The 17,924-nt window shown below is 65.5% G+C and carries 19 protein-coding genes; 9 read left to right on the top strand and 10 right to left on the bottom strand.

Going from position 1 to position 17,924, the window contains the following annotated elements; all coding sequences use genetic code 11:
* The first annotated feature begins 68 nt into the window (after positions 1 to 68).
* Positions 69 to 1,142 carry an alkene reductase gene (locus CH251_RS25785; RefSeq protein ID WP_094615649.1) on the top strand — a complete coding sequence of 358 codons (1,074 nt, stop codon included), beginning with the start codon at positions 69 to 71 and terminating at the stop codon, positions 1,140 to 1,142.
* Positions 1,143 to 1,202: 60 nt separating this feature from the next.
* Here the strand turns inward: CH251_RS25785 and CH251_RS25780 are convergent, their stop codons facing one another.
* Genes CH251_RS25780 through CH251_RS25770 form a run of 3 tightly spaced genes read right to left on the bottom strand, consistent with a single transcriptional unit; the run spans position 1,203 to position 4,241 of the window.
* Positions 1,203 to 2,708 carry a tripartite tricarboxylate transporter permease gene (locus CH251_RS25780; RefSeq protein WP_094615648.1) on the bottom strand — a complete coding sequence of 502 codons (1,506 nt, stop codon included), beginning with the start codon at positions 2,706 to 2,708 and terminating at the stop codon, positions 1,203 to 1,205.
* A 16-nt stretch (positions 2,709 to 2,724) separates the two neighbouring features.
* Positions 2,725 to 3,255 carry a tripartite tricarboxylate transporter TctB family protein gene (locus CH251_RS25775; protein ID WP_094615647.1) on the bottom strand — a complete coding sequence of 177 codons (531 nt, stop codon included), beginning with the start codon at positions 3,253 to 3,255 and terminating at the stop codon, positions 2,725 to 2,727.
* Positions 3,252 to 4,241 (bottom strand): tripartite tricarboxylate transporter substrate binding protein, encoded by a 990-nt coding sequence (locus CH251_RS25770; protein WP_094615646.1) that lies wholly within the window; start codon positions 4,239 to 4,241, stop codon positions 3,252 to 3,254. The genes CH251_RS25775 and CH251_RS25770 overlap by 4 nt, the downstream gene beginning before the upstream one ends.
* Positions 4,242 to 4,362: 121 nt before the next feature.
* Here CH251_RS25770 and CH251_RS25765 point away from each other — a divergent pair, with 121 nt between their 5' ends.
* From CH251_RS25765 to CH251_RS25755, 3 genes are all read left to right on the top strand, one after another.
* The gene (locus CH251_RS25765) at positions 4,363 to 4,755 is read left to right on the top strand and encodes a universal stress protein (protein ID WP_256979312.1); all 393 of its coding nucleotides are present in this window, start codon (positions 4,363 to 4,365) and stop codon (positions 4,753 to 4,755) included.
* Positions 4,756 to 4,886: 131 nt separating this feature from the next.
* Positions 4,887 to 6,290, top strand: coding sequence for a hemolysin family protein (locus tag CH251_RS25760; RefSeq protein ID WP_094615645.1), 1,404 nt, complete (start codon positions 4,887 to 4,889; stop codon positions 6,288 to 6,290).
* On the top strand, positions 6,287 to 7,306 hold the full coding sequence (locus CH251_RS25755; RefSeq protein ID WP_094615644.1) for a hemolysin family protein: 1,020 nt from the start codon (positions 6,287 to 6,289) through the stop codon (positions 7,304 to 7,306). Before CH251_RS25760 ends, CH251_RS25755 begins: the two co-directional genes overlap by 4 nt.
* Positions 7,307 to 7,628: 322 nt before the next feature.
* On the opposite strand, the gene CH251_RS25750 is transcribed toward CH251_RS25755, so the two are convergent.
* Positions 7,629 to 8,183 carry a DUF6764 family protein gene (locus CH251_RS25750; RefSeq protein WP_256979311.1) on the bottom strand — a complete coding sequence of 185 codons (555 nt, stop codon included), beginning with the start codon at positions 8,181 to 8,183 and terminating at the stop codon, positions 7,629 to 7,631.
* A 133-nt stretch (positions 8,184 to 8,316) separates the two neighbouring features.
* On the opposite strand from CH251_RS25750, the gene CH251_RS25745 reads away from it, so the two are divergent.
* On the top strand, positions 8,317 to 8,667 hold the full coding sequence (locus tag CH251_RS25745; protein WP_094615643.1) for a VOC family protein: 351 nt from the start codon (positions 8,317 to 8,319) through the stop codon (positions 8,665 to 8,667).
* 10 nt (positions 8,668 to 8,677) lie between these two features.
* Here CH251_RS25745 and CH251_RS25740 read toward each other — a convergent pair whose 3' ends face one another.
* Complete coding sequence (locus CH251_RS25740; protein WP_094615642.1) at positions 8,678 to 9,052, bottom strand: helix-turn-helix domain-containing protein; 375 nt, start codon at positions 9,050 to 9,052, stop codon at positions 8,678 to 8,680.
* 113 nt (positions 9,053 to 9,165) lie between these two features.
* On the opposite strand from CH251_RS25740, the gene CH251_RS25735 reads away from it, so the two are divergent.
* Positions 9,166 to 10,020, top strand: a complete 855-nt coding sequence (locus CH251_RS25735; protein WP_094615641.1) for an SDR family oxidoreductase — start codon at positions 9,166 to 9,168, stop codon at positions 10,018 to 10,020.
* Between the two features lie 59 nt (positions 10,021 to 10,079).
* Positions 10,080 to 10,667: an FKBP-type peptidyl-prolyl cis-trans isomerase gene (locus tag CH251_RS25730; RefSeq protein ID WP_094615664.1), complete on the top strand. Its 588-nt coding sequence runs from the start codon at positions 10,080 to 10,082 to the stop codon at positions 10,665 to 10,667.
* Positions 10,668 to 10,737: 70 nt separating this feature from the next.
* Here the strand turns inward: CH251_RS25730 and CH251_RS25725 are convergent, their stop codons facing one another.
* A complete protein-coding gene (locus CH251_RS25725) occupies positions 10,738 to 11,367 on the bottom strand; it encodes a lipocalin family protein (RefSeq protein ID WP_094615640.1) in 630 nt (209 codons plus the stop codon).
* Positions 11,364 to 13,358 carry an MMPL family transporter gene (locus tag CH251_RS25720; RefSeq protein WP_094615663.1) on the bottom strand — a complete coding sequence of 665 codons (1,995 nt, stop codon included), beginning with the start codon at positions 13,356 to 13,358 and terminating at the stop codon, positions 11,364 to 11,366. The genes CH251_RS25725 and CH251_RS25720 overlap by 4 nt, the downstream gene beginning before the upstream one ends.
* Before the next feature lie 207 nt (positions 13,359 to 13,565).
* Between CH251_RS25720 and CH251_RS25715 the strand changes: the two genes are divergently transcribed.
* On the top strand, positions 13,566 to 14,045 hold the full coding sequence (locus CH251_RS25715) for a MarR family winged helix-turn-helix transcriptional regulator (protein WP_176459130.1): 480 nt from the start codon (positions 13,566 to 13,568) through the stop codon (positions 14,043 to 14,045).
* A gap of 279 nt (positions 14,046 to 14,324) precedes the next feature.
* Positions 14,325 to 14,663 (top strand): STAS domain-containing protein, encoded by a 339-nt coding sequence (locus CH251_RS25710; protein WP_256979310.1) that lies wholly within the window; start codon positions 14,325 to 14,327, stop codon positions 14,661 to 14,663.
* A gap of 167 nt (positions 14,664 to 14,830) precedes the next feature.
* Here CH251_RS25710 and CH251_RS25705 read toward each other — a convergent pair whose 3' ends face one another.
* The 3 genes from CH251_RS25705 to pruA form a co-directional block, all read right to left on the bottom strand.
* Complete coding sequence (locus tag CH251_RS25705) at positions 14,831 to 15,019, bottom strand: hypothetical protein (RefSeq protein ID WP_094615637.1); 189 nt, start codon at positions 15,017 to 15,019, stop codon at positions 14,831 to 14,833.
* Positions 15,020 to 15,237: 218 nt separating this feature from the next.
* Complete coding sequence (locus CH251_RS25700; protein WP_094615636.1) at positions 15,238 to 16,182, bottom strand: proline dehydrogenase family protein; 945 nt, start codon at positions 16,180 to 16,182, stop codon at positions 15,238 to 15,240.
* A complete protein-coding gene (pruA, locus tag CH251_RS25695) occupies positions 16,179 to 17,828 on the bottom strand; it encodes an L-glutamate gamma-semialdehyde dehydrogenase (RefSeq protein WP_094615635.1) in 1,650 nt (549 codons plus the stop codon). Before pruA ends, CH251_RS25700 begins: the two co-directional genes overlap by 4 nt.
* Positions 17,829 to 17,924: the final 96 nt, after the last annotated feature.

The following is a 17,924-nucleotide window of genomic DNA, read 5'->3' as shown; positions in this document are numbered from 1 at the left end:
GGTGGATCTTTCGGGTTCGGAGTGGACAGTGGCAAAGACTGTGCACGCACTCGTGAGGAGAGAGATCCATGAAGTTGTTTTCCCCGTTGGCGCTCGGCGACCTGAAGCTCGACAACCGGTTGGTGATGGCCCCGCTGACACGCGTGCGTTCCGGCAAGGACGGCGTGCCGGGTCCGCTGGTGGTCGAGCACTACAAGCAGCGCGCATCGCTGGGGCTGATCGTCAGTGAAGGCACCTACCCGAGCCACGCCGGCCAGGGCTTCCCGGGTCAGCCGGGCCTGGTGACGGACGAGCAGATCGCCGGCTGGCGCAACGTCGCCGACGCGGTGCATGCCGACGGCGGACTGATCGTCGCGCAGGTGATGCACGCAGGTCGGGTGACGCACGAGGCGACGACGGGTGGCCACGAGGTCGTCGGACCCAGTGCCATCGCCATCGAGGGGGAGACCCACACCTACGAGGGCAAGAAGCCGTACCCCACACCCCGTGCGCTTCGTGAAGACGAATTGCCCTCGGTGATCGCAGATTTCGTGCAGGCGTCGAAGAATGCCATCGCGGCCGGGATGGACGGCGTCGAGATTCACGGTGCCAACGGCTATCTGCTGCACGAGTTCCTCTCGCCCGCCTCGAACCAGCGCGAGGACGCGTACGGCGGCTCGCCGGAGAATCGGGCGCGATTCGTGGCCGAGGTCGTCGAAGCAGTGGTCGCTGCTCTCGGAGCGGGCAAGGTCGGAATTCGCATCTCACCCGAGCACAACATCCAGGATGCGCTCGAGACGGACGCCGACGACGTGCGTGCCACCTACCGTGCCCTGGTCGAGCGGCTCGCACCGCTGGGACTGGCGTACCTCAGTGTGCTGCACAAGGATCCGTCGGGCGAGCTCGTCCAGGATCTGCGACAGGCGTTCGGCGGACCGGTGCTCGTCAACAGTGGCTTCGGTGAGATCACCACCCGCGACGAGGCGCTTTCACTCCTCGACAACGGAATCGGAGACGCAGTTGTCGTCGGACGTCCGGCGATCGCCAACCCCGACCTCGCCTACCGCTGGCGCGAGGATCTGCCGTTGAACGAGCCCGATCCGAGCACCTTCTACACCGATGGTGCCAAGGGCTACACGGATTACCCTGCGTTCAGTGCCTAGCGGCAGTGGTGTGGTTATGCGCCTTCGCAGGCGTATAACCACACCACTGCGCGGAGCGCACTAGAAATCGGCGGTCTTGCGGGCGCGGACCTTGCTGACGATCGAGAACACCACGGCGATGATCATCAGTGCGTACAGCACGATGGTGATCGGGCTGCCGACCAGGATCGACGGGTCGCCCTCGCTGACGGCCAGTGCGCGTCGCAGCGACTCCTCGGCCAGCGGGCCGAGGATCACTGCGATCAGCACCGGTGCCAACGGAATGTCGTAGCGGCGCATCATGAATCCGACGATGCCGAGCCCGAGCATGAAGATCAGATCCACGATCGAGGCACTCGATGCGTACACACCGAGGGCAGCGAACACCGAGATGCCGGCGTAGAGGTAGTTCTTCGGGATCTTGAGCAGCTGCGCCCACAACGGTGCGAACGGCAGGTTGAGGATAAGCAGCACGATCATCGCCACGAACAGGCTGGCCAGTAGGGCCCAGACGATGTCGCCGCTGCGCTCGAACAGCAGTGGTCCGGGCTGCATGCCGTACTGCTGGAAGGCAGCCAACATGATGGCCGCGGTCGCCGACGTGGGCAGACCGAGAGCCAGAAGCGCTCCCATTGCCGTTCCGGCCGTGGAGTTGCCGGCGGCCTCCGGTCCGGCGACACCTCGAATGGCACCTTTGCCGAACATCGGCTTCTCGCGCTTGCGGTCGAGCCTGCGCTCGGTGCCGTACGCCAGGAAGCTCGGCACTTCGGCACCGCCGGCGGGGATCACACCGAACGGAACACCGAATGCCGTGCCGCGCAACCATGCCGGCATCGCATCGCGGAACTCGGCCTTGCTCAGCCAGGGGCGTCCCTGCGACTTGATCAGGCTGCGATCCTCGGGCCGACCGATCTTCGACGCGATGTGGATGACCTCACCGAGCGCGAGCATCGCGACGGTGATGACGACGATGTGAATGCCGTCGAACAGGGCGGGTACCTCGAACGTGAATCGTGAAGCGCCCGAGGGGCCGTCGATGCCGATCACGGCAAGGGTGAGGCCGATCAGCAGTGCGGTCAGGCCCTTGAGAGCCGAGTCCGAGACCACGGCCGAGGTGGCGATGAACGCGAACACCGCAAGTGCGAGGTACTCGGCCGGGCCGAAGTTGGTCGCCAACGATGCGAGCGTGGGGGCGAAGAACACCACCAGGGTCGTGGCGACGATGCCGCCGATGAACGCTCCGATGGCCGAGGTGGCCAAAGCCTGTGGGGCCCGGCCGTTCTTGGCCATCCGGTGCCCCTCGAAGGTCCCGGCGATCGCGGTGCTGTTGCCGGGGGTGTTCATCAGGATGCCGGAGATCGAATCGCCGAACAGGCCGCCGAAATACACTCCGGCGAACATGATCAGCGCGGCGGTGGGGTCGAGGGTGAAGGTGACGGGCAGCAGCAGGGCCACCGCCATGGCGGAGCCGAGACCGGGTAGGACACCGACGGCAGTGCCGAGCAGTGCACCGACGAACACCCAGACCAGGTTCATCGGTGTCAGCGCGGTGCCGAACCCGTCGATCAGATTGCTCAATGAATCCATCGTGAAGTCAGCTCCGTCAGAAGATCTGGGCGAGAACGCCGCCGGGCAGGGTCAGGCCGAGGCCCGCGGAGAATGCAATCTGAACAGCGCTCGAGACCAGCAGTGCGACGGCCGCGTCGAACACGTAACGGCGACCGCCCAATCCGATCGAGACACCCCAGAAGAGCAGCGCTCCGGCAAGAACCCAACCGAGCGGATCGAGCAGCGCGATGAACACCGCCACCGATCCGACGGTGATCGACAGGGTGCGCCAGTTGCTGACGGTGCCGGTGTGCGGCTTTCCATCGGCGTCGACTCCGCGGTCGATCACGTCGGGCTTGACCAACAATTGAATGGTGACCAGGAGGGCGACGACGAAGCAGCCTCCTGCAACGATGGCCGGAAAGACCTGCGGGCCAGGCGATGTGGCGGTAGGCGGAACCTGCATCGTGACGGTTCCGTAGACCAGGAAGGCTCCGAGTGCGACGAGCAGCGCCGGAACGATGAGTCCACTGCGGCCCGTCCAGAACGATCGGGTGGTGTCCGTGTCGGTGGTCGTCGTTGTCATACCAGTCCCAACTCCTCGAGAATTCCGGTGATTCGTTCCTGCTCCACGTCGAGGAATTCTCCGAATTCGTCTCCGGTCAGCACCGATTCCTTCCAACGGTTGCGTTCGACGGCCGTGGCCCACTGCTCGGTCTCGACCATCTCGGAGACGATCTCGATCAGAGTCTGTCGGTCCTCGTCCGAGATGCCGGGCGGGGCAACGATTCCGCGCCAGTTGACGAGGTCGACGTTGTACCCCTGTTCGATGAACGTGTCCACGTCGAATCCCTCGAGCGGCTCGGGCGCAGCGACTGCGAGTGCGCGCACATTGCCTGCCTCGATCTGATCGCGAAAGTCGTTGAAACCACTCACTGCGACACCGACGGTGTTCGACAGCAGTGACGTGAGTACTTCACCGCCACCGGAGTAGGCGATGTAATTGATTGCGGCCGGGTCGATGTCGGCTTCCTGCGCCAACTGGCCCGCGACGATGTGGTCGATTCCGCCGAGCGAACCGCCGCCGATCGGAAGTCCTCCGGGATTTGCCCGCCACGCCTCGATCATGTCTTCGAGATTCTGGATCGGTGAATCCCTCGGCACGACGAACACCTCGAAGTCCTCGGCCAGTTTCGCGATCGGGACGGTGTCGGCCAGAGTGGTCTCGGAATTGTTGATCGCGATTCCGCCGAGCATGACGGTGCCGGTGATCATGACGGTCGTGGGCTGCCCGCTCAGATTCTCGAGCTGGCTCAGGCCGATGGTGCCGCCTGCACCGGGGACGTTGACGACCTGGGCGTTGTTGACGATGCCGTCGCTGCGCAGTGCCTGCTGCGATTCGCGGGCGACGAGGTCCCAGCCGCCACCTGCGGCGGCCGGCGCGATCAGCGTCAGTTTTGCTCGGGCGTCGGAGCCGCTGGCGCTGCGAGCGGCGTCGATTCCTGCCACGGTCACCGCTCCCACCACCACCAAAGCGCCGATCGTTCGTAGCAGTGTGGGCGATATCGCCATCAGAGACCTTTCGTGTGGTGTGTCACAGCGTCAGGTTAGATACAGTTTGTCTGATTAGTCCAGTTCACAACTCTCCGAGGTGATCCTCGGTGGATACGAACAACGAGCAACGGGAGAGAACGTGTCGGTAGCGAGCGCAGTGGCAGTAGCGATGAGCAACACACCGGAGGGCCAGGAAGCGTTGCGCCGCGGTGCCGCCGAGGCCGAGCTGCGTCAGGCTCCGTTGATCGTATTGTCCGTGGTGGACCGGGATTCGGTGTCCGCGGACGACCGCAGCGCCGCGCAGGCCGAGGTCGAACGAACTCTGCCAGGGATCGCGACCACCGTACGAGTGGAACCCGACGGGGGCGACCCGGCAGGCGCTCTGGTCGACCTCGTCGCGGACGTCGGTGCGGGAATGGTCGTCATCGGTTCCAAGCGTCGATCCGCGGTCGGCAAGTTCTTGATGGGCAGCACCGTGCAGAGGGTTCTGCTCGACTGCCCGGTGCCAGTTCTCGTCGTCAAGGCACCGTGACCACGACACGGCACGGTAGTATCGGACAAACTTCCCACCATACGACCCTGAGGAATCATGGACAGCGATAAACCCGGGCCGGACACGGCTCCCCGCACTACGGCTACTACGTGCGAGGCGGTGTCCGGCGAATGAGCGTAGTGCTCACTCTCTTGCTCGGCCTGCTCGTCGTTTTTCTCATCACCGTCGCGACCGGCTACTTCGTAGCTCAGGAATTCGCGTACATGACCGTCGACCGGTCCCGTCTGAAGGCTCGCGCCGAGGCCGGCGATGCCGTCGCGGCTCGTACCTTGACCGTCACCAAGCGCACGTCGTTCATGCTGTCCGGTGCACAGTTGGGCATCACGGTCACCGGCCTGCTGGTCGGCTACGTCGCCGAACCGCTGATCGGTCAATCGTTCGGCGCAATTCTGGGCGGCGTCGGCGTGCCGACGGCTGTCGGTGTCGGACTCGGTGCCGTTCTGGCAATCACGTTCGCGACGTTCGTGCAGATGCTCTTCGGTGAACTGTTCCCGAAGAACTTCGCCATCGCGCGGCCCGAGCCGGTGGCTCGCTGGCTGTCGCTCTCGACCACCATCTACCTCAAGCTCTTCGGCTGGTTGATCACCATCTTCGACCAGTCGTCGAACCTGCTGCTCAAGGCGCTCAAGATCGAGCCGGTGCACGACGTGGAGCATTCGGCGAGTCTGCGCGACCTCGAGCACATCGTCTCGGACTCGCGCGAGACCGGGGATCTGCCCGACGAGCTGTCGACGCTGCTCGACCGCATCCTCGACTTCCCCACTCGCACAGTCGAACACGCGATGATTCCGCGTTCGCGCTCGGCGACGGTCCGCGATACCGACACCCTCGCCGAGGTCGCTGCCCTGATGGGTCAGGAGCATTCCCGGTACCCGGTGCTCGACGAGGACGACGGCATCGTCGGCGTCGTCCATCTCGCGGACGTCCTCTCCGCGACGGTGCCGGGTTCGACCCCGATCTCCGAGCTCACGCGTGACGCTCTGATCCTCCCGGAGATCCAGAGCCTGCCCGACGCGATGCGTGAGTTGCGCTCGACGAAGAACCAATTGGCTTGTGTGATCGACGAATACGGCGGTCTGACCGGCGTCATCACGATCGAGGACCTGGCCGAGGAACTCGTCGGCGAGATCACCGACGAGCACGACGACGACCTGTCCGACCCGAGCCCGGTCAGTGCCGACGACGGCAGCTGGACCATGGCCGGAGAGGTGCACGTCGACGAGGTCGAACGCGCCATCGGTATCGATCTGCCCGAGGGCGATTACGAGACCATCGCCGGTTTCGCCATCGCGCACAACGGATCTCTCCCCGACGTCGGGGAACGGATCGAAGTGGACCTTCCACCGGACAACGCCGACCTGGCGAACGACGAGGAGAGTCCCATTCGCTTCGTGATCCTAGAGATCGAGGAGATCGACAGCCACGTCCCGTCCCTGCTGACCCTGACGCTCGGCGAGCGTGACCCCGAGCACGACGACGAGTCGGCCGAGACGAAGGAAAGTGTGCACCGATGAGCAACATCTGGGTCTTCCTGGCCGTCACGATCGGCCTCATCGCTGCCAGTGCCTTCTTCGTCGCCGTCGAGTTCGCGCTGTTGGCCGCCAAGCGGCATCGGCTCGAGGACGCCGCTCCCAATTCACGCTCTGCGCGGGCAGCTCTGCGCAGCTCGTCCGAGCTGACCGTCCTGCTCGCCGGCTCCCAGCTCGGTATCACCGTCTGCACCCTCGGTCTCGGTGCGACGACCAAACCGGCCGTGCACTACTGGCTCACGCCGCTGTTCGAGAGCGGTGGCCTGCCGTACTGGTTCGCCGACGTACTCGGCTTCGTGCTCGCGCTGATCGTCGTCACCTTCCTGCACCTGGTGGTCGGTGAGATGGCTCCCAAGTCCTGGGCCATCGCCCATCCGGAGAAGTCGGCGACGATGCTCGCAATCCCGATGCGCGGGTTCATGTTTCTCACCCGTCCGGTGCTGACGGCGCTGAACAACATGGCCAACTGGTGCCTGCGACGGGTCGGCGTCGAGCCGGCCGACACCGTGGGTACGGGCCAGAACGCGGACGATCTGCGTCAGCTGGTGGAGCATTCGGTGAACGTCGGTGCTCTCGATGCCAGCTACCAGGCGCAGATCTCGAGTGCGCTCGAACTGCAGGAACTCACAGTCGGTGACCTGGTGCGCCAGTTCGGCAAGCCCACGTCGGTACCGTCGACGGCGACCATCGACGACGTGCGCGAGGCCTCGCGTCGCTCGGGGCATCTGCGGATCCTGGTCAGCGACGCGGACGTGGTCAAGGGCGTGGTGCACGTGCGCGATACGTTGACCTCTCCGCAGACCCTCGCCGAGATCACGCGTCCGGCATACACGCTGGAGGCGACGACGCCGGTATACGTTGCCCTGCAGTCGATGCGCGAGACCCGGCATCACCTGGCACTGGTGGTCGACGGTTCGGCGGCGGCGGACGATCCGGCGCGCAGCGTCGGCGTCGTGACACTGTCCGATGTGCTGACCCGGCTGTTGCCCCAGCCCGTCTGATTCGATTCGGCTTTCGAACGAGGCATCCCCGCCCGGCCTGCGTGGCCGAGCGGGGATGCCTTTGTCGTGTCGGGTCGTGGATGTCAGACCGGGGCGACAACCAACAGGTGTGCCCAGTACGACGCGACGTCGTGGCCGAGTTGGGGGAGCAGAACGTCGTAGAGCAGGTAGGACATCATTGCCGTCGAACTCCTTGTTCAGCGGGTCGTTGCCGACTCGCGTTCCGAGACTGTGGGTGACCGAGACTGTAGGTCATTCAGACTGTAGATCACGCGGCCTTCGGTGGCATCCATATCGCCCACTCGCGCCCCCGTGGCGCACGTCAGCCGATGCAGCCCTGCAGGGTGGTGAAGCTGCCGGCAATTCCGGCACCGTCGCAGACTGCGCCGATCGGGGTGAGGGTGATGGTCGAGCCCGGTGCTGCCACCGCGATGGAGAGTCCGAGGCCGGCTGCGGTGTTCTGTGCGACGGCACCGGGGCCGAAGGCGATCGCGGCAGGCGCTCCACCGAAACTGCCGTTGCTGACGGCGGTTCCACCGTTCAGTCCGAGTGCCAGGGCTGCTGCGTTGTTCATTGCCTCGGCCGAACCCCACCCCTCGAGGCCGAGGCCTGCTGCCGCGCTTGCGACGTCTGCGGAGCTGTCGCACTGCGATCCTCCGAGGATCGCAGCGATATCTGCCCCTCCCGGGGCGGTGGTGCAGGCGACCGGCGCTGCTGATGCGGTGCCGGGTACCAGTGCCGCGAACGCACAGGCGAATCCGAATGCTGCCGCCCCGCCGACAATCCTCTTGGTGTTGAACATGGTGAATGCCTCCCCAGATCGGTGCGTCGACACCGGTGTGCCGAGCGTGTCGGTCGCCGGGCCGATGTTGCGCACGACCCTCACGTCCTGGCATCGAGTCTCGACGGGTCCGAACGCAGCGCGGGTTCGGCGTCATCACGGAAGCGTCTCGGTAGTATCACGCTGAGATAACGCACTCTGGGGTGCTCGCGGCCTCTAGGATCGGACCGTGATCGGACGGATGGACGAGGTCGTCTTCGACTGTGCGGAGCCGGCACTGCTGGCGAAGTTCTGGGCCGGGGTGCTGGGCGGAGAACCGACGGTGCGCGACGACCGCTGGCATTTCGTCGACGTCCCCGGGTTCACGCGGCTGGCGTTTCAGCGCGTCCCAGAGGGCAAGTCGGGCAAGAACCGACTCCACCTCGACGTCGCTGTCTCGAGTATCGACCACGCCGTCGGGCAGGCAGTAGCACTGGGCGCGAAGGTTGTAGGCGACCGGCACTCCGACGCGGCCGGAACCTTTCAGGTGCTCCTCGACCCCGAGGGCAACGAGTGGTGCCTGGTGACTCCACCCGGGTGAGCTCGGTCGATCAGCGGGCGTCGTGTTCGGCGCGTGATTCGAGGACGGCAGGCATGTTGCCCTCGATGAGTTCGATGAGATCGCTCAGTCGGGTACCGACGTCGCGTCCCAGCGGGGTGAGGCTGTACTCCACTTTCGGTGGGATGGTCCCCTGCACGGTGCGAATCACGAGGCCGTCCCGCTCGAGGGTCTGCAGGGTCTGCGAGAGCATGCGTTCGCTCACGCCGTCGACTCGTCGGCGCAACGCGTTGAATCGGTAGTCGCCCTCGGTGAGCGCCGCGAGCGCCAGCACGCCCCACCTGCTGGTGGCGTTCTGCAATGTCTGCCTCGACGCACAATCCCGCGCGAAGACGGACGCTTCGAGTGATTCTGTGGCCTCGGGCATGGTGCCATGCTAGCGCATGCGAAAAAGTGAGTGATGACCTCAGGGGTTGCACTGCACGAAAAGTAAGTGCATAGTGAGTGAGTACTTGAAACCTCAACCTCAGGAGCTCGATCATGACCACAGCGGTAACCGGAGCAACGGGCAACCTCGGCGGACTCGCCGTCGACGCACTCATCGAGCGTGGCGTGGCACCCGCCGAGATCGTGGCGATCGTCCGAAACGCAGACAAGGCCGCGCCGCTCGCCGAACGTGGCGTCGTGGTTCGGGTCGCCGACTACTCCGATTCCGCCGCGATGACGGCGGCTCTCGCAGGCGTCGACAAGCTGCTGCTCGTCTCCGGTTCGGAGGTAGGCCAGCGAATTGCGCAGCACACCAACGTGATCGAGGCAGCGGAGGCCGCCGGAGTCGGCCTCATCGCCTACACCAGCCTGCTCGCCGCCGACACGTCGGGAGTGAGCCTCGCGCCCGAGCACAAGGCCACCGAGGAACGGCTCGCCGCGTCCAGCATTCCCGCGGTGTTCCTGCGCAACGGCTGGTATTGGGAGAACTACCTCGGCTCGCTCGCACAGACCATCGAGGGCGGAGTGCTCCTCGGCGCGGCAGAAAACGGCAAGCTGGCCGCCGCGTCCCGCGTCGACTTCGCGCACGCGGCCGCCGCCGTGCTGACACTCGACGATCAGGGCGGAAAGATCTACGAGCTCGGTGGCGACGAACGCCTCACCTACGCCGAGCTCGCGGCCGTCATCAGTGAGATCTCCGGCAAGTCCATCGTCTACAAGGACGTTTCCGAGTCCGAGTACGCCGCGATTCTGCAGGGCGCAGGACTGCCCGACTTCGTGGCAACCATGTTGGCCAGCGCAGATGCGGGAATCGCTCGCGGAGAGCTCGACACCGATTCCGGGGACCTGCAGGCCCTGATCGGTCGAGCATCCACCCCGGTCGCAGAAGTACTCCGCGCCGCGGTCTGACGGGCATCGGGGGCGGTACTTGTAGCGTGGGCGCGGTGAATCATTCCTACACCCGCACCATGTTCCTGGCCGCCTCCATCTCGCTCGTCCTGCTCACAGGTGCGTGCAGCTCGGACTCGGACGCCTCGTCCCCGGCGACGACCTCTGCGTCCTCGGCTTCGTCCGAAGCGGGTGCCCCGGCCGCCTCGAGCACTTGCCCCACGGCGACACCCGACGCCGCAGCCACCCCCGAGTGGACGCTCGACGGGGACTCGGGCAGCATCTCCGTCGTCGGATCCACCGACACGGCCGCGCCTGCGGTCACCGTCGACACCCCGTTCAGCGTCGCCGAGACGCAGGTCGAAACACTGACAGTGGGGGACGGGCCGGTCATCGCAGACGACGCCGAGGTGTCCGTCTGCTACATGGGCGTCAACGGACGCACCGGGGAGACGTTCGACAGCAGCTTCGAGCGGGGTGCACCGGTCGACTTCCCACTGGGCGGAGTCGTCGCCGGCTTCCAGAAGGCCATCGCCGGACAGACCGTCGGCTCGACCGTCGCCGTGGCGGTCACCTCGGCCGACGGATATGCGAGCGGCAATCCGGCGGCCGGAATCGAGCCGGGAGACAGCTTGATCTTCGCGATCTCGATCCTCAGCGCGAGCTGAGTGCCTCCGGCAGTGGTGCGGTTATGTGCCCGCTACGGCACATGACCGCACCACTGCGGCTCCGCCGCACTTACACGGTCGAGAGCTGCTGAATCGTCGTCGCGCCGCCCGGGGTGGGCGTCGTGGTGATGAAGTTCGAGTCGTAACCGAGCGATTCGACGACGCTGCGGATCTCGCGGAACTGCTCGACGCTGACGTCGGGCGTGCGCTTGAGCACGAATCCGGACGTGCGGTTGGGGCTTCCGACGAATGCCCACGAGTAGTCGTCGGCGATGTAGGCGACGATGTAGTTGGTCGGTCCGTCGAGGCTCTCCTGGGTCGGCACTCCCGGGAAGCTCACGTGCAGTTGGGCATTGGTGACGGTGTCGTTGACGCGGGCGTTGCCGACGATGCGGTTCTCGCCACCGGTCCAGGTGGTGCAGGTGTTCTCGACGCGAATGTTGGATGCGTCGATCATCTGATAGTTCGCCTGGGTGTCCCGAGCGCAGATCAGGTTGAACGGCTGCGGCACCGCGGCAACCTGGTTCCAGGTGCCCAGGTAGCGCTCGACATCGAGTGACGGGATCGGAGCCAGCGGCTCCAGGCCGACCGATCCCAGGGGTCCGACCGGCTGAGCCTGAGCCGGGGCCGCGGTCAACAGTGCGCCTGCAGCGAGGGCGGCGACAAGTGCGGTGCGGCCGAATGCGTTGCGGATCTTCATGAATTCGCTCCTTGTGTTGTGTTCTTGCTCGAGTCGATCCTGTTCGGCCACCAGATCCCCGGGCCGATGAGGGTGAACAGGGCGGGAATGACGACGGTGCGTACCACGAAGGTATCGAGCAGAATGCCGAGTCCGACGATGATGCCGAGTTGAGTCAGGGTAATCAGCGGTAGGACGCCGAGCACGCAGAAGACGGCTGCCAGAACGATTCCCGCGCTCGTGATGACACCTCCGGTGGCCGACACTGCCCGCACGATGGCAGATCCGGTGCCGTGCCGAGGCGTCTCCTCGCGGGTGCGAGTGACCAGGAAGATGGTGTAGTCCACGCCGAGCGCGACCAGGAACAGGAACGCGAACAGCGGAGTGTTGTCGTCGAGGGCGGGGAATCCGAAGACGTGCAGGCTCACCCAGCTGCCGATCCCGATCGCGGCCACTGCACTCAATACCGTTGTGGCAACCAGGATCACGGGTGCGACGAGGGCGCGCAGCAATACCAGGAGCACGGCGAGCACGACCGCCAGGATCGCGGGAATCACCACGAGGCGGTCACGGGCGGCTGCGTCGGAGGTGTCGAGTGCCTTGGCGTCGCTGCCACCCACTCGGGCTCCGTCGACGTTGCCGAGTGCCGAGCGAAGGTTCTCGACCACGGCGAACGACTCGTCGGATGCGGGGGCCGCATCGGTGACCACCGAGAGGCGGGTGAGTCCGGTGTCGGAGTCTGCGACGCGATCGACCGAGACGACTCCGTCGATACCCTCGGCGGTACCGATGACTGCGTCGATGTCCGCGGTGGGAGCGATGACCGTCATCGGATCGGCGGATCCGGCCGGAAAGTGTTGCGAGAGAGTGTCGAAGCCCTCCACGGACTCGGCGGTGACGCGGAACTGCTCGGTTTGCGAGAGTCCGATCTGCGTCCCGAACAAGGCCGCGCAGCAGGCCAGCAGCGCGACGATGGTCACCGAGGCCGTCGCCACGGGGCGTCGGGCAACGCCTGCCGCGATCGAATGCCAGACGCCATCGGTGGTGGTGTCACGGTCGGATTCCTTGGGAACGAAGGGCCAGAACAGCTTCGGGCCACACAGTGCCAGCAGGGGCGGCAGTACGAACAGCACGAACACCGCTGCGACGACGAGGCCGGCGGCGGCCAGGGCTCCCAGGCTGCGGGTGCTGGGCAGAATTGCCAGGAGCAAGGTCAGCAAGGCCAGGACGACGGTGGCGTTGCTGGCGAGAATGGCGGGCCCGGCCTGGCGGACGGCGTGGCGCAGGGCGAGGCGATGATCGGGTTCGCGTCGCAGTTCCTCGCGGTACCGAGAGATGAGCAGCAACGCATAGTTGGTGCCCGCACCGAAGACCAGCACGCTGGTGATTCCCGAGGTGGACCCGTCGAAGGACAGGCCGGTGACCTCGGCCAGGGCGGTGCCGACGGTGGTGGCGAATCGGTCGGCGAAACCGATGACGGCCAACGGCACCAACCACAGGATGGGCGACCGGTAGGTGACGATGAGGAGTACGGCGACCACGAGCGCGGTGACGGCGAGAAGCGTGAAGTTGGCACCGGAGAACGAGTTGGCGATGTCGGCTCCGAAGGCCGGTCCGCCGGTGACCTGAGCGGTCAGATCGGGCGACAGGCCGTCGGCTGCAGCGGACCGCAGTTCGGTGATCAGTTCGTTGAGCGTGAAGCCCGACAACTCGGAATCGACCTGGACCAGCGCAATCGCGGCTTTGCCGTCGGGTGCGACGATCGGGGGCGGGCCGGGCTCGTCCGGTACCGAGCGATCCACGGCGATCAGGCGATTCTGTGCGGCCGCGGCGTCCTCGATGTCGGCCGGTGTGAGGTCACCGCCGTCGGTGCGGCTCAGCACCAGAATGACGGGTGCGGAGTCGGAGTCCGGGAACTGGGAGAGGAGCTCGTCCACCTGGTATGACTCGGCCGACGTCGGCAACGAGTTCGGTGACTGGCCGGCGGAGTCGTTGCTGCCGACCAGACCCATCACGGCGATGGAGAGGACGAGGACGGCGAGCGCGATCACCCACGATCTACGGTGCGTCACGGCTGCGGCGACGCGGTCCCAGACGGTCTTGTTCACGGTTCGAGTGCTGTCCACGGTCAAACAATCTCATTTACTTAGATATTAAGCAACTGAATCTCTTGCGGGCAGTAGTCTGACGATGACCGCAGCGAAGGAGTTACCATCGACATGGCCGACCGAAACCACCTCGAATCCGCGATTTCCGCGGATCTACGAGCGCTGTCGTCGGTCTCCGAACAGATCGGCCAAGTGTTCGGTGCTCTGCACAGCCTGCGGCCCAACGACTTTCGAGCGCTTCTCCACGTCATGGTCGCCGATGTCGAGGGTGCGCCGCTGACCGCGGGAGAACTGGGCACGATGCTGGGGCTGTCGTCGGCGGCGATGACCTACCTCGTCGAGCGCATGATCACCTCCGGTCACATTCGCCGCGAATCCGACGCATCCGATCGACGCAAAGTCATTCTGCGATACGACGAGCACGGGATGGAGGTCGCTCGCGGGTTCTTCGGCCCCCTCGGCAGGCGCACGAGCGCCGCGTTGGCCGACCTCCCCGACGCCGATCTCGCTGCCGCGCACCGGGTGTTCGAAGCGCTCATCGGAGCCATGCGAGAACACCACGCCGACCTGGGAAACAGCCGTCGCGCGTAGGGGCCGCGCCTGAGCGCGATGTTCGAACCGCTGGTGGGCGGCCTGCTCGAGAAGATGCTGGACTCCGAGCGTGCGAGTGCCGTAGGGTTGGCGCTGGTTGAGCTAACAGCCGGTCACGGGGAAACGCAGCGAAGTCGGCGTCCGGGTCAGGCAACATTCTGCTCCCGCTGCGTCAATCGGTTTCCCCCTCAGTTCGACCGATCGATGGGATCTGCCATGAGTGTTGAATCTTCAGGCAACAAAGTTCGAACCACCCCGGTGACTGTCGCGGAGAAGTCCGTGTCCGTCGCAGCAACCGGAGCAATCTTCACCGCGCACGACGGCCCCGACGGCTCACTCGTCGTCGCCGTCCACGGCGACATCGACATGCGCAGCGCGCCGATGTTCTCCGATTTCGTCTGCAGCCGCGTGTCCAGCAAAAGGCATGTCACCCTCGATCTGTCCAATGTCGAATTCTTCGGCATCGCAGGTCTCACCGTTTTCGATGCAGTCCGTGAGTACACGGCAGGCATCGGTGCATCATGGTCGATCGTCGCAGGACGCTCGGTCTCACGTCTGATCCAGGTCGCCGACCTCGAGTCCACGATTCCGACGGCTCGTCCCTCGAACGACCGGTAATACTCCGGCGATCATCGCCGCGACAAGAGGTGGGCAGCTCCAGTACAGGGGCTGCCCACTGTTCGTCGGGTGCCCATTCACTTGACCCCGATGAACAGAACGGACGACCCTGATCGACGGTGTGACCGAAGCTCAGGATCGTCCGAAAGTGTTGCAGCACAGGCGAACTAGTCTTTGGTTCCTTCGGAATCGCTGAAGAACGCCCAGTCGCCGTCGTGCTCGACCTCGAGCCGCCACCCCAACTCCTCGTTGTCGGCGCGGCTGTCCTTGAACCAGGCGTGCGCGTCCTCGGAACTGGAGATGTCCTTGGTCGCGACGACGGTTCCGTGCGGATCGATAACTCTGTAATTTGCCATGCAGCCAGGGTGCCCCGATGTCGCAGAACCTAATCCACGGTGGAACGCGGCGGCCGACTCCTGGGATCCGCAAACGCGCGCGCATTCGTCGAATGCGCGCAGAATCGCCTCCGAAACGTTGAGATTCTGCGCGCATCTGGCAAACGCGCGCGCGTTTGCGGTGACCGGGTGGTGCGGTGAGCGAGCGGTGCGGCGACCGGGTGGCGCGGTGCACCCGCCTACGTGCGCGAGAGCACCGACCGCGCGAAGAACATCAGGTTCGCCGGACGCTCGGCCAGTCTGCGCATGAAGTAGCCGTACCACTGAGACCCGTACGGGACGTACACGCGTACGTTGCGTCCCGCGTCCACGAGTCGCCGCTGCTCGGGATCGCGGATTCCGTACAGCATCTGGAACTCGAACTCCTCGGACGACCGTCCTGCAGCCGACGCCAGCCGATCTGCCGCGTCGATCATCTCCGGGTCGTGCGAGGCCACCATGGGGTAGCCGCGGCCGTCCATCAGAACCTGCAGACACCGGAGGTAGGAGTCGGACACCTCGCGTGCGCTCTGAAACGCCACCGACGACGGTTCGTTGTACGCACCTTTGCACAGTCGGATACGAGATCTCGGTCCGGACAGGTCGCGGCAGTCGGCCTCGGTGCGCCGCAGGTACGCCTGCAACACCGTGCCCAGCTCGGGAAAGTCCACGCGCAGTTCGCCGACGATCGACAGGGTCGAATCGGTGGTGGTGTGGTCCTCGGCGTCCACCGTCACCCACACCCCGGCCGCGGCGGCGGCAGTACAGATCGTCCGCGCGTTCTCCAGCGCCAGAGTTCGGTCGATTCCCTGGCCGAGCGCGGACAGCTTGAGCGATATCTCCAGTGCGGTTGAATCGGCATCTCGCGTCGAAAAGCGTTGTATCAGTGAGAGGTACGCGTCCACCGTTGCCATCGCCTGGCCTCGGTCGGTGGTGTCCTCACCGAGGTAGTCCACCGAAACGAACCGGCCCGACGCCAACAGGGCATCGACTGCGCTGACGGCTGCGGGCTCGGATTCGCCCGCCACGAAGCGGTCGACGAGGGACCGGGTGGCGCGTAGACGTGTCACCGTCGCCTGCAGCTTCGGCGAACGCGCCGCCGCCAGCAGAGCAGGCCGCAGCGGATTGCTCAGCAGCGTGGTCATCGCGTGCCCTCGCCTTCCTGATGCGGGTAACCGTGAGTGGTCGGCGGGACGAACGTTTCCTTCACGGTGCGGGCCGAGGCCCACCGCAGCAGGTTCTGCGGCGAGCCGGCCTTGTCGTTGGTTCCCGACGCGCGGGCTCCGCCGAACGGTTGCTGTCCCACCACTGCGCCGGTCGGCTTGTCGTTGACGTAGAAGTTTCCTGCGGCGAATCGCAATGCCGCATGGGCCTGTTCGACGGCGGTGCGATCGGTGGCGATGACCGCTCCGGTCAGTGCGTACTTCGATCCGGAGTCGACGGTGCGCAGTGTCTCGGCATAGGCGTCGGGCTTGGCGTCGTCGTACACGTGGACGGCGAGGATCGGCCCGAAGTACTCGGTGGTGAAGGCCTCGTCGGTGGGGTCGTCGCCGAGAAGCACCGTGGGGGAGACGAAGTACCCCTCCGAGTCGTCGCAGGTACCACCGGCGGCCATGGTCAGGCCGGCGACGGACTTCGCTCGGTCGAGAGCAGCTGCGTTGCGGTCGAACGCCTTTCGATCGATGACGGCTCCGCCGTAGTTGGACAGGTCGGTCACGTCGCCGTACTTCAGTGCCGAGACCTGCTCGATGAACGAATCGCCCATCGAAGCCCACAGCGATTTGGGAACGAAGGCCCTCGACGCTGCCGAGCATTTCTGACCCTGGAAGTCGAAGGCACCGCGAATCATGGCGGTGGTCAGCACATCCGGATCCGCTGAACTGTGCGCGACGATGAAGTCCTTGCCGCCGGTCTCGCCCACGAGCCGTGGATACGAGTGGTAGTTCGAGATGTTGTTGCCCACCTCGCGCCACAGCGTCTGGAAGGTCGCCGTGGACCCGGTAAAATGGATTCCGGCCAGACGCGGATCGGCAAGGGCCACCTCGGACACCATCGGCCCGTCGCCCAGAACCAGGTTGATCACCCCCGGTGGCAAACCTGCGGCTTCGAGCAACTGGAGCGTCAGATACGCGGCCACTGCCTGGGTGGGCGAGGGCTTCCACAGCACGGTGTTACCCATCAAGGCAGGTGCGGTGGGGAGGTTGCCTGCGATGGCGGTGAAGTTGAACGGGGTGATGGCGTAGACGAAGCCCTCGAGCGGACGGTATTCGACGCGATTCCACACTCCCGGAGCCGAGACCGGCTGCTCGGCGAGAATCTGCCGGGCGAACGCGACATTGAACCGCCAGAAGTCGATCAGCTCGCAGGGTGCGTCGATCTCCGCCTGGTAGGCGGACTTGGACTGACCGAGCATCGTTGCCGCAGCGATCCTTTCGCGCCACGGACCGGACAGCAGATCGGCGGCCCGCAGGAACACCGCGGCGCGCTCGTCGAAGGGAAGCTCGCGCCACGCGGGGGCCGCTGCCGTCGCGGCGTCGACGGCGTCGCGCACATCCTGGTGGGTGGCACCGGTGAAGCTGCCGATGATCGACGAGTGCTTGTGCGGTTCGACGACGTTCTCGACCGGGCCGTCGGCCTGTCGGTGAACGCCGCCGATGACCTGACGGATCTCCACGGGGGAACTACGGAGCTCGTCCAGACGGCTGCGCAAGCGGGCCCGTTCCGGGCTCCCCGGGGCGTAGGTGTTGACCGGCTCGTTGGTGGGGGTGGGGACGGATGTGACGGCGTCCATGGCTGCTCCTCGTCTTCGGTGTGTGCTGCTCATTGAAGTCCGATCCGCACGTCGTTCAATCAGCCCGTCGGCCAAAGAATTCGTGATCTACTTGTC

The sequence above is a fragment of the Rhodococcus sp. 06-462-5 genome (assembly GCF_002258315.1).
Lineage (GTDB): Bacteria > Actinomycetota > Actinomycetes > Mycobacteriales > Mycobacteriaceae > Rhodococcoides.
The sequence above is the reverse complement of the archived record's forward strand: the minus strand, read 5'-3'. Positions and strand labels throughout refer to the sequence as shown.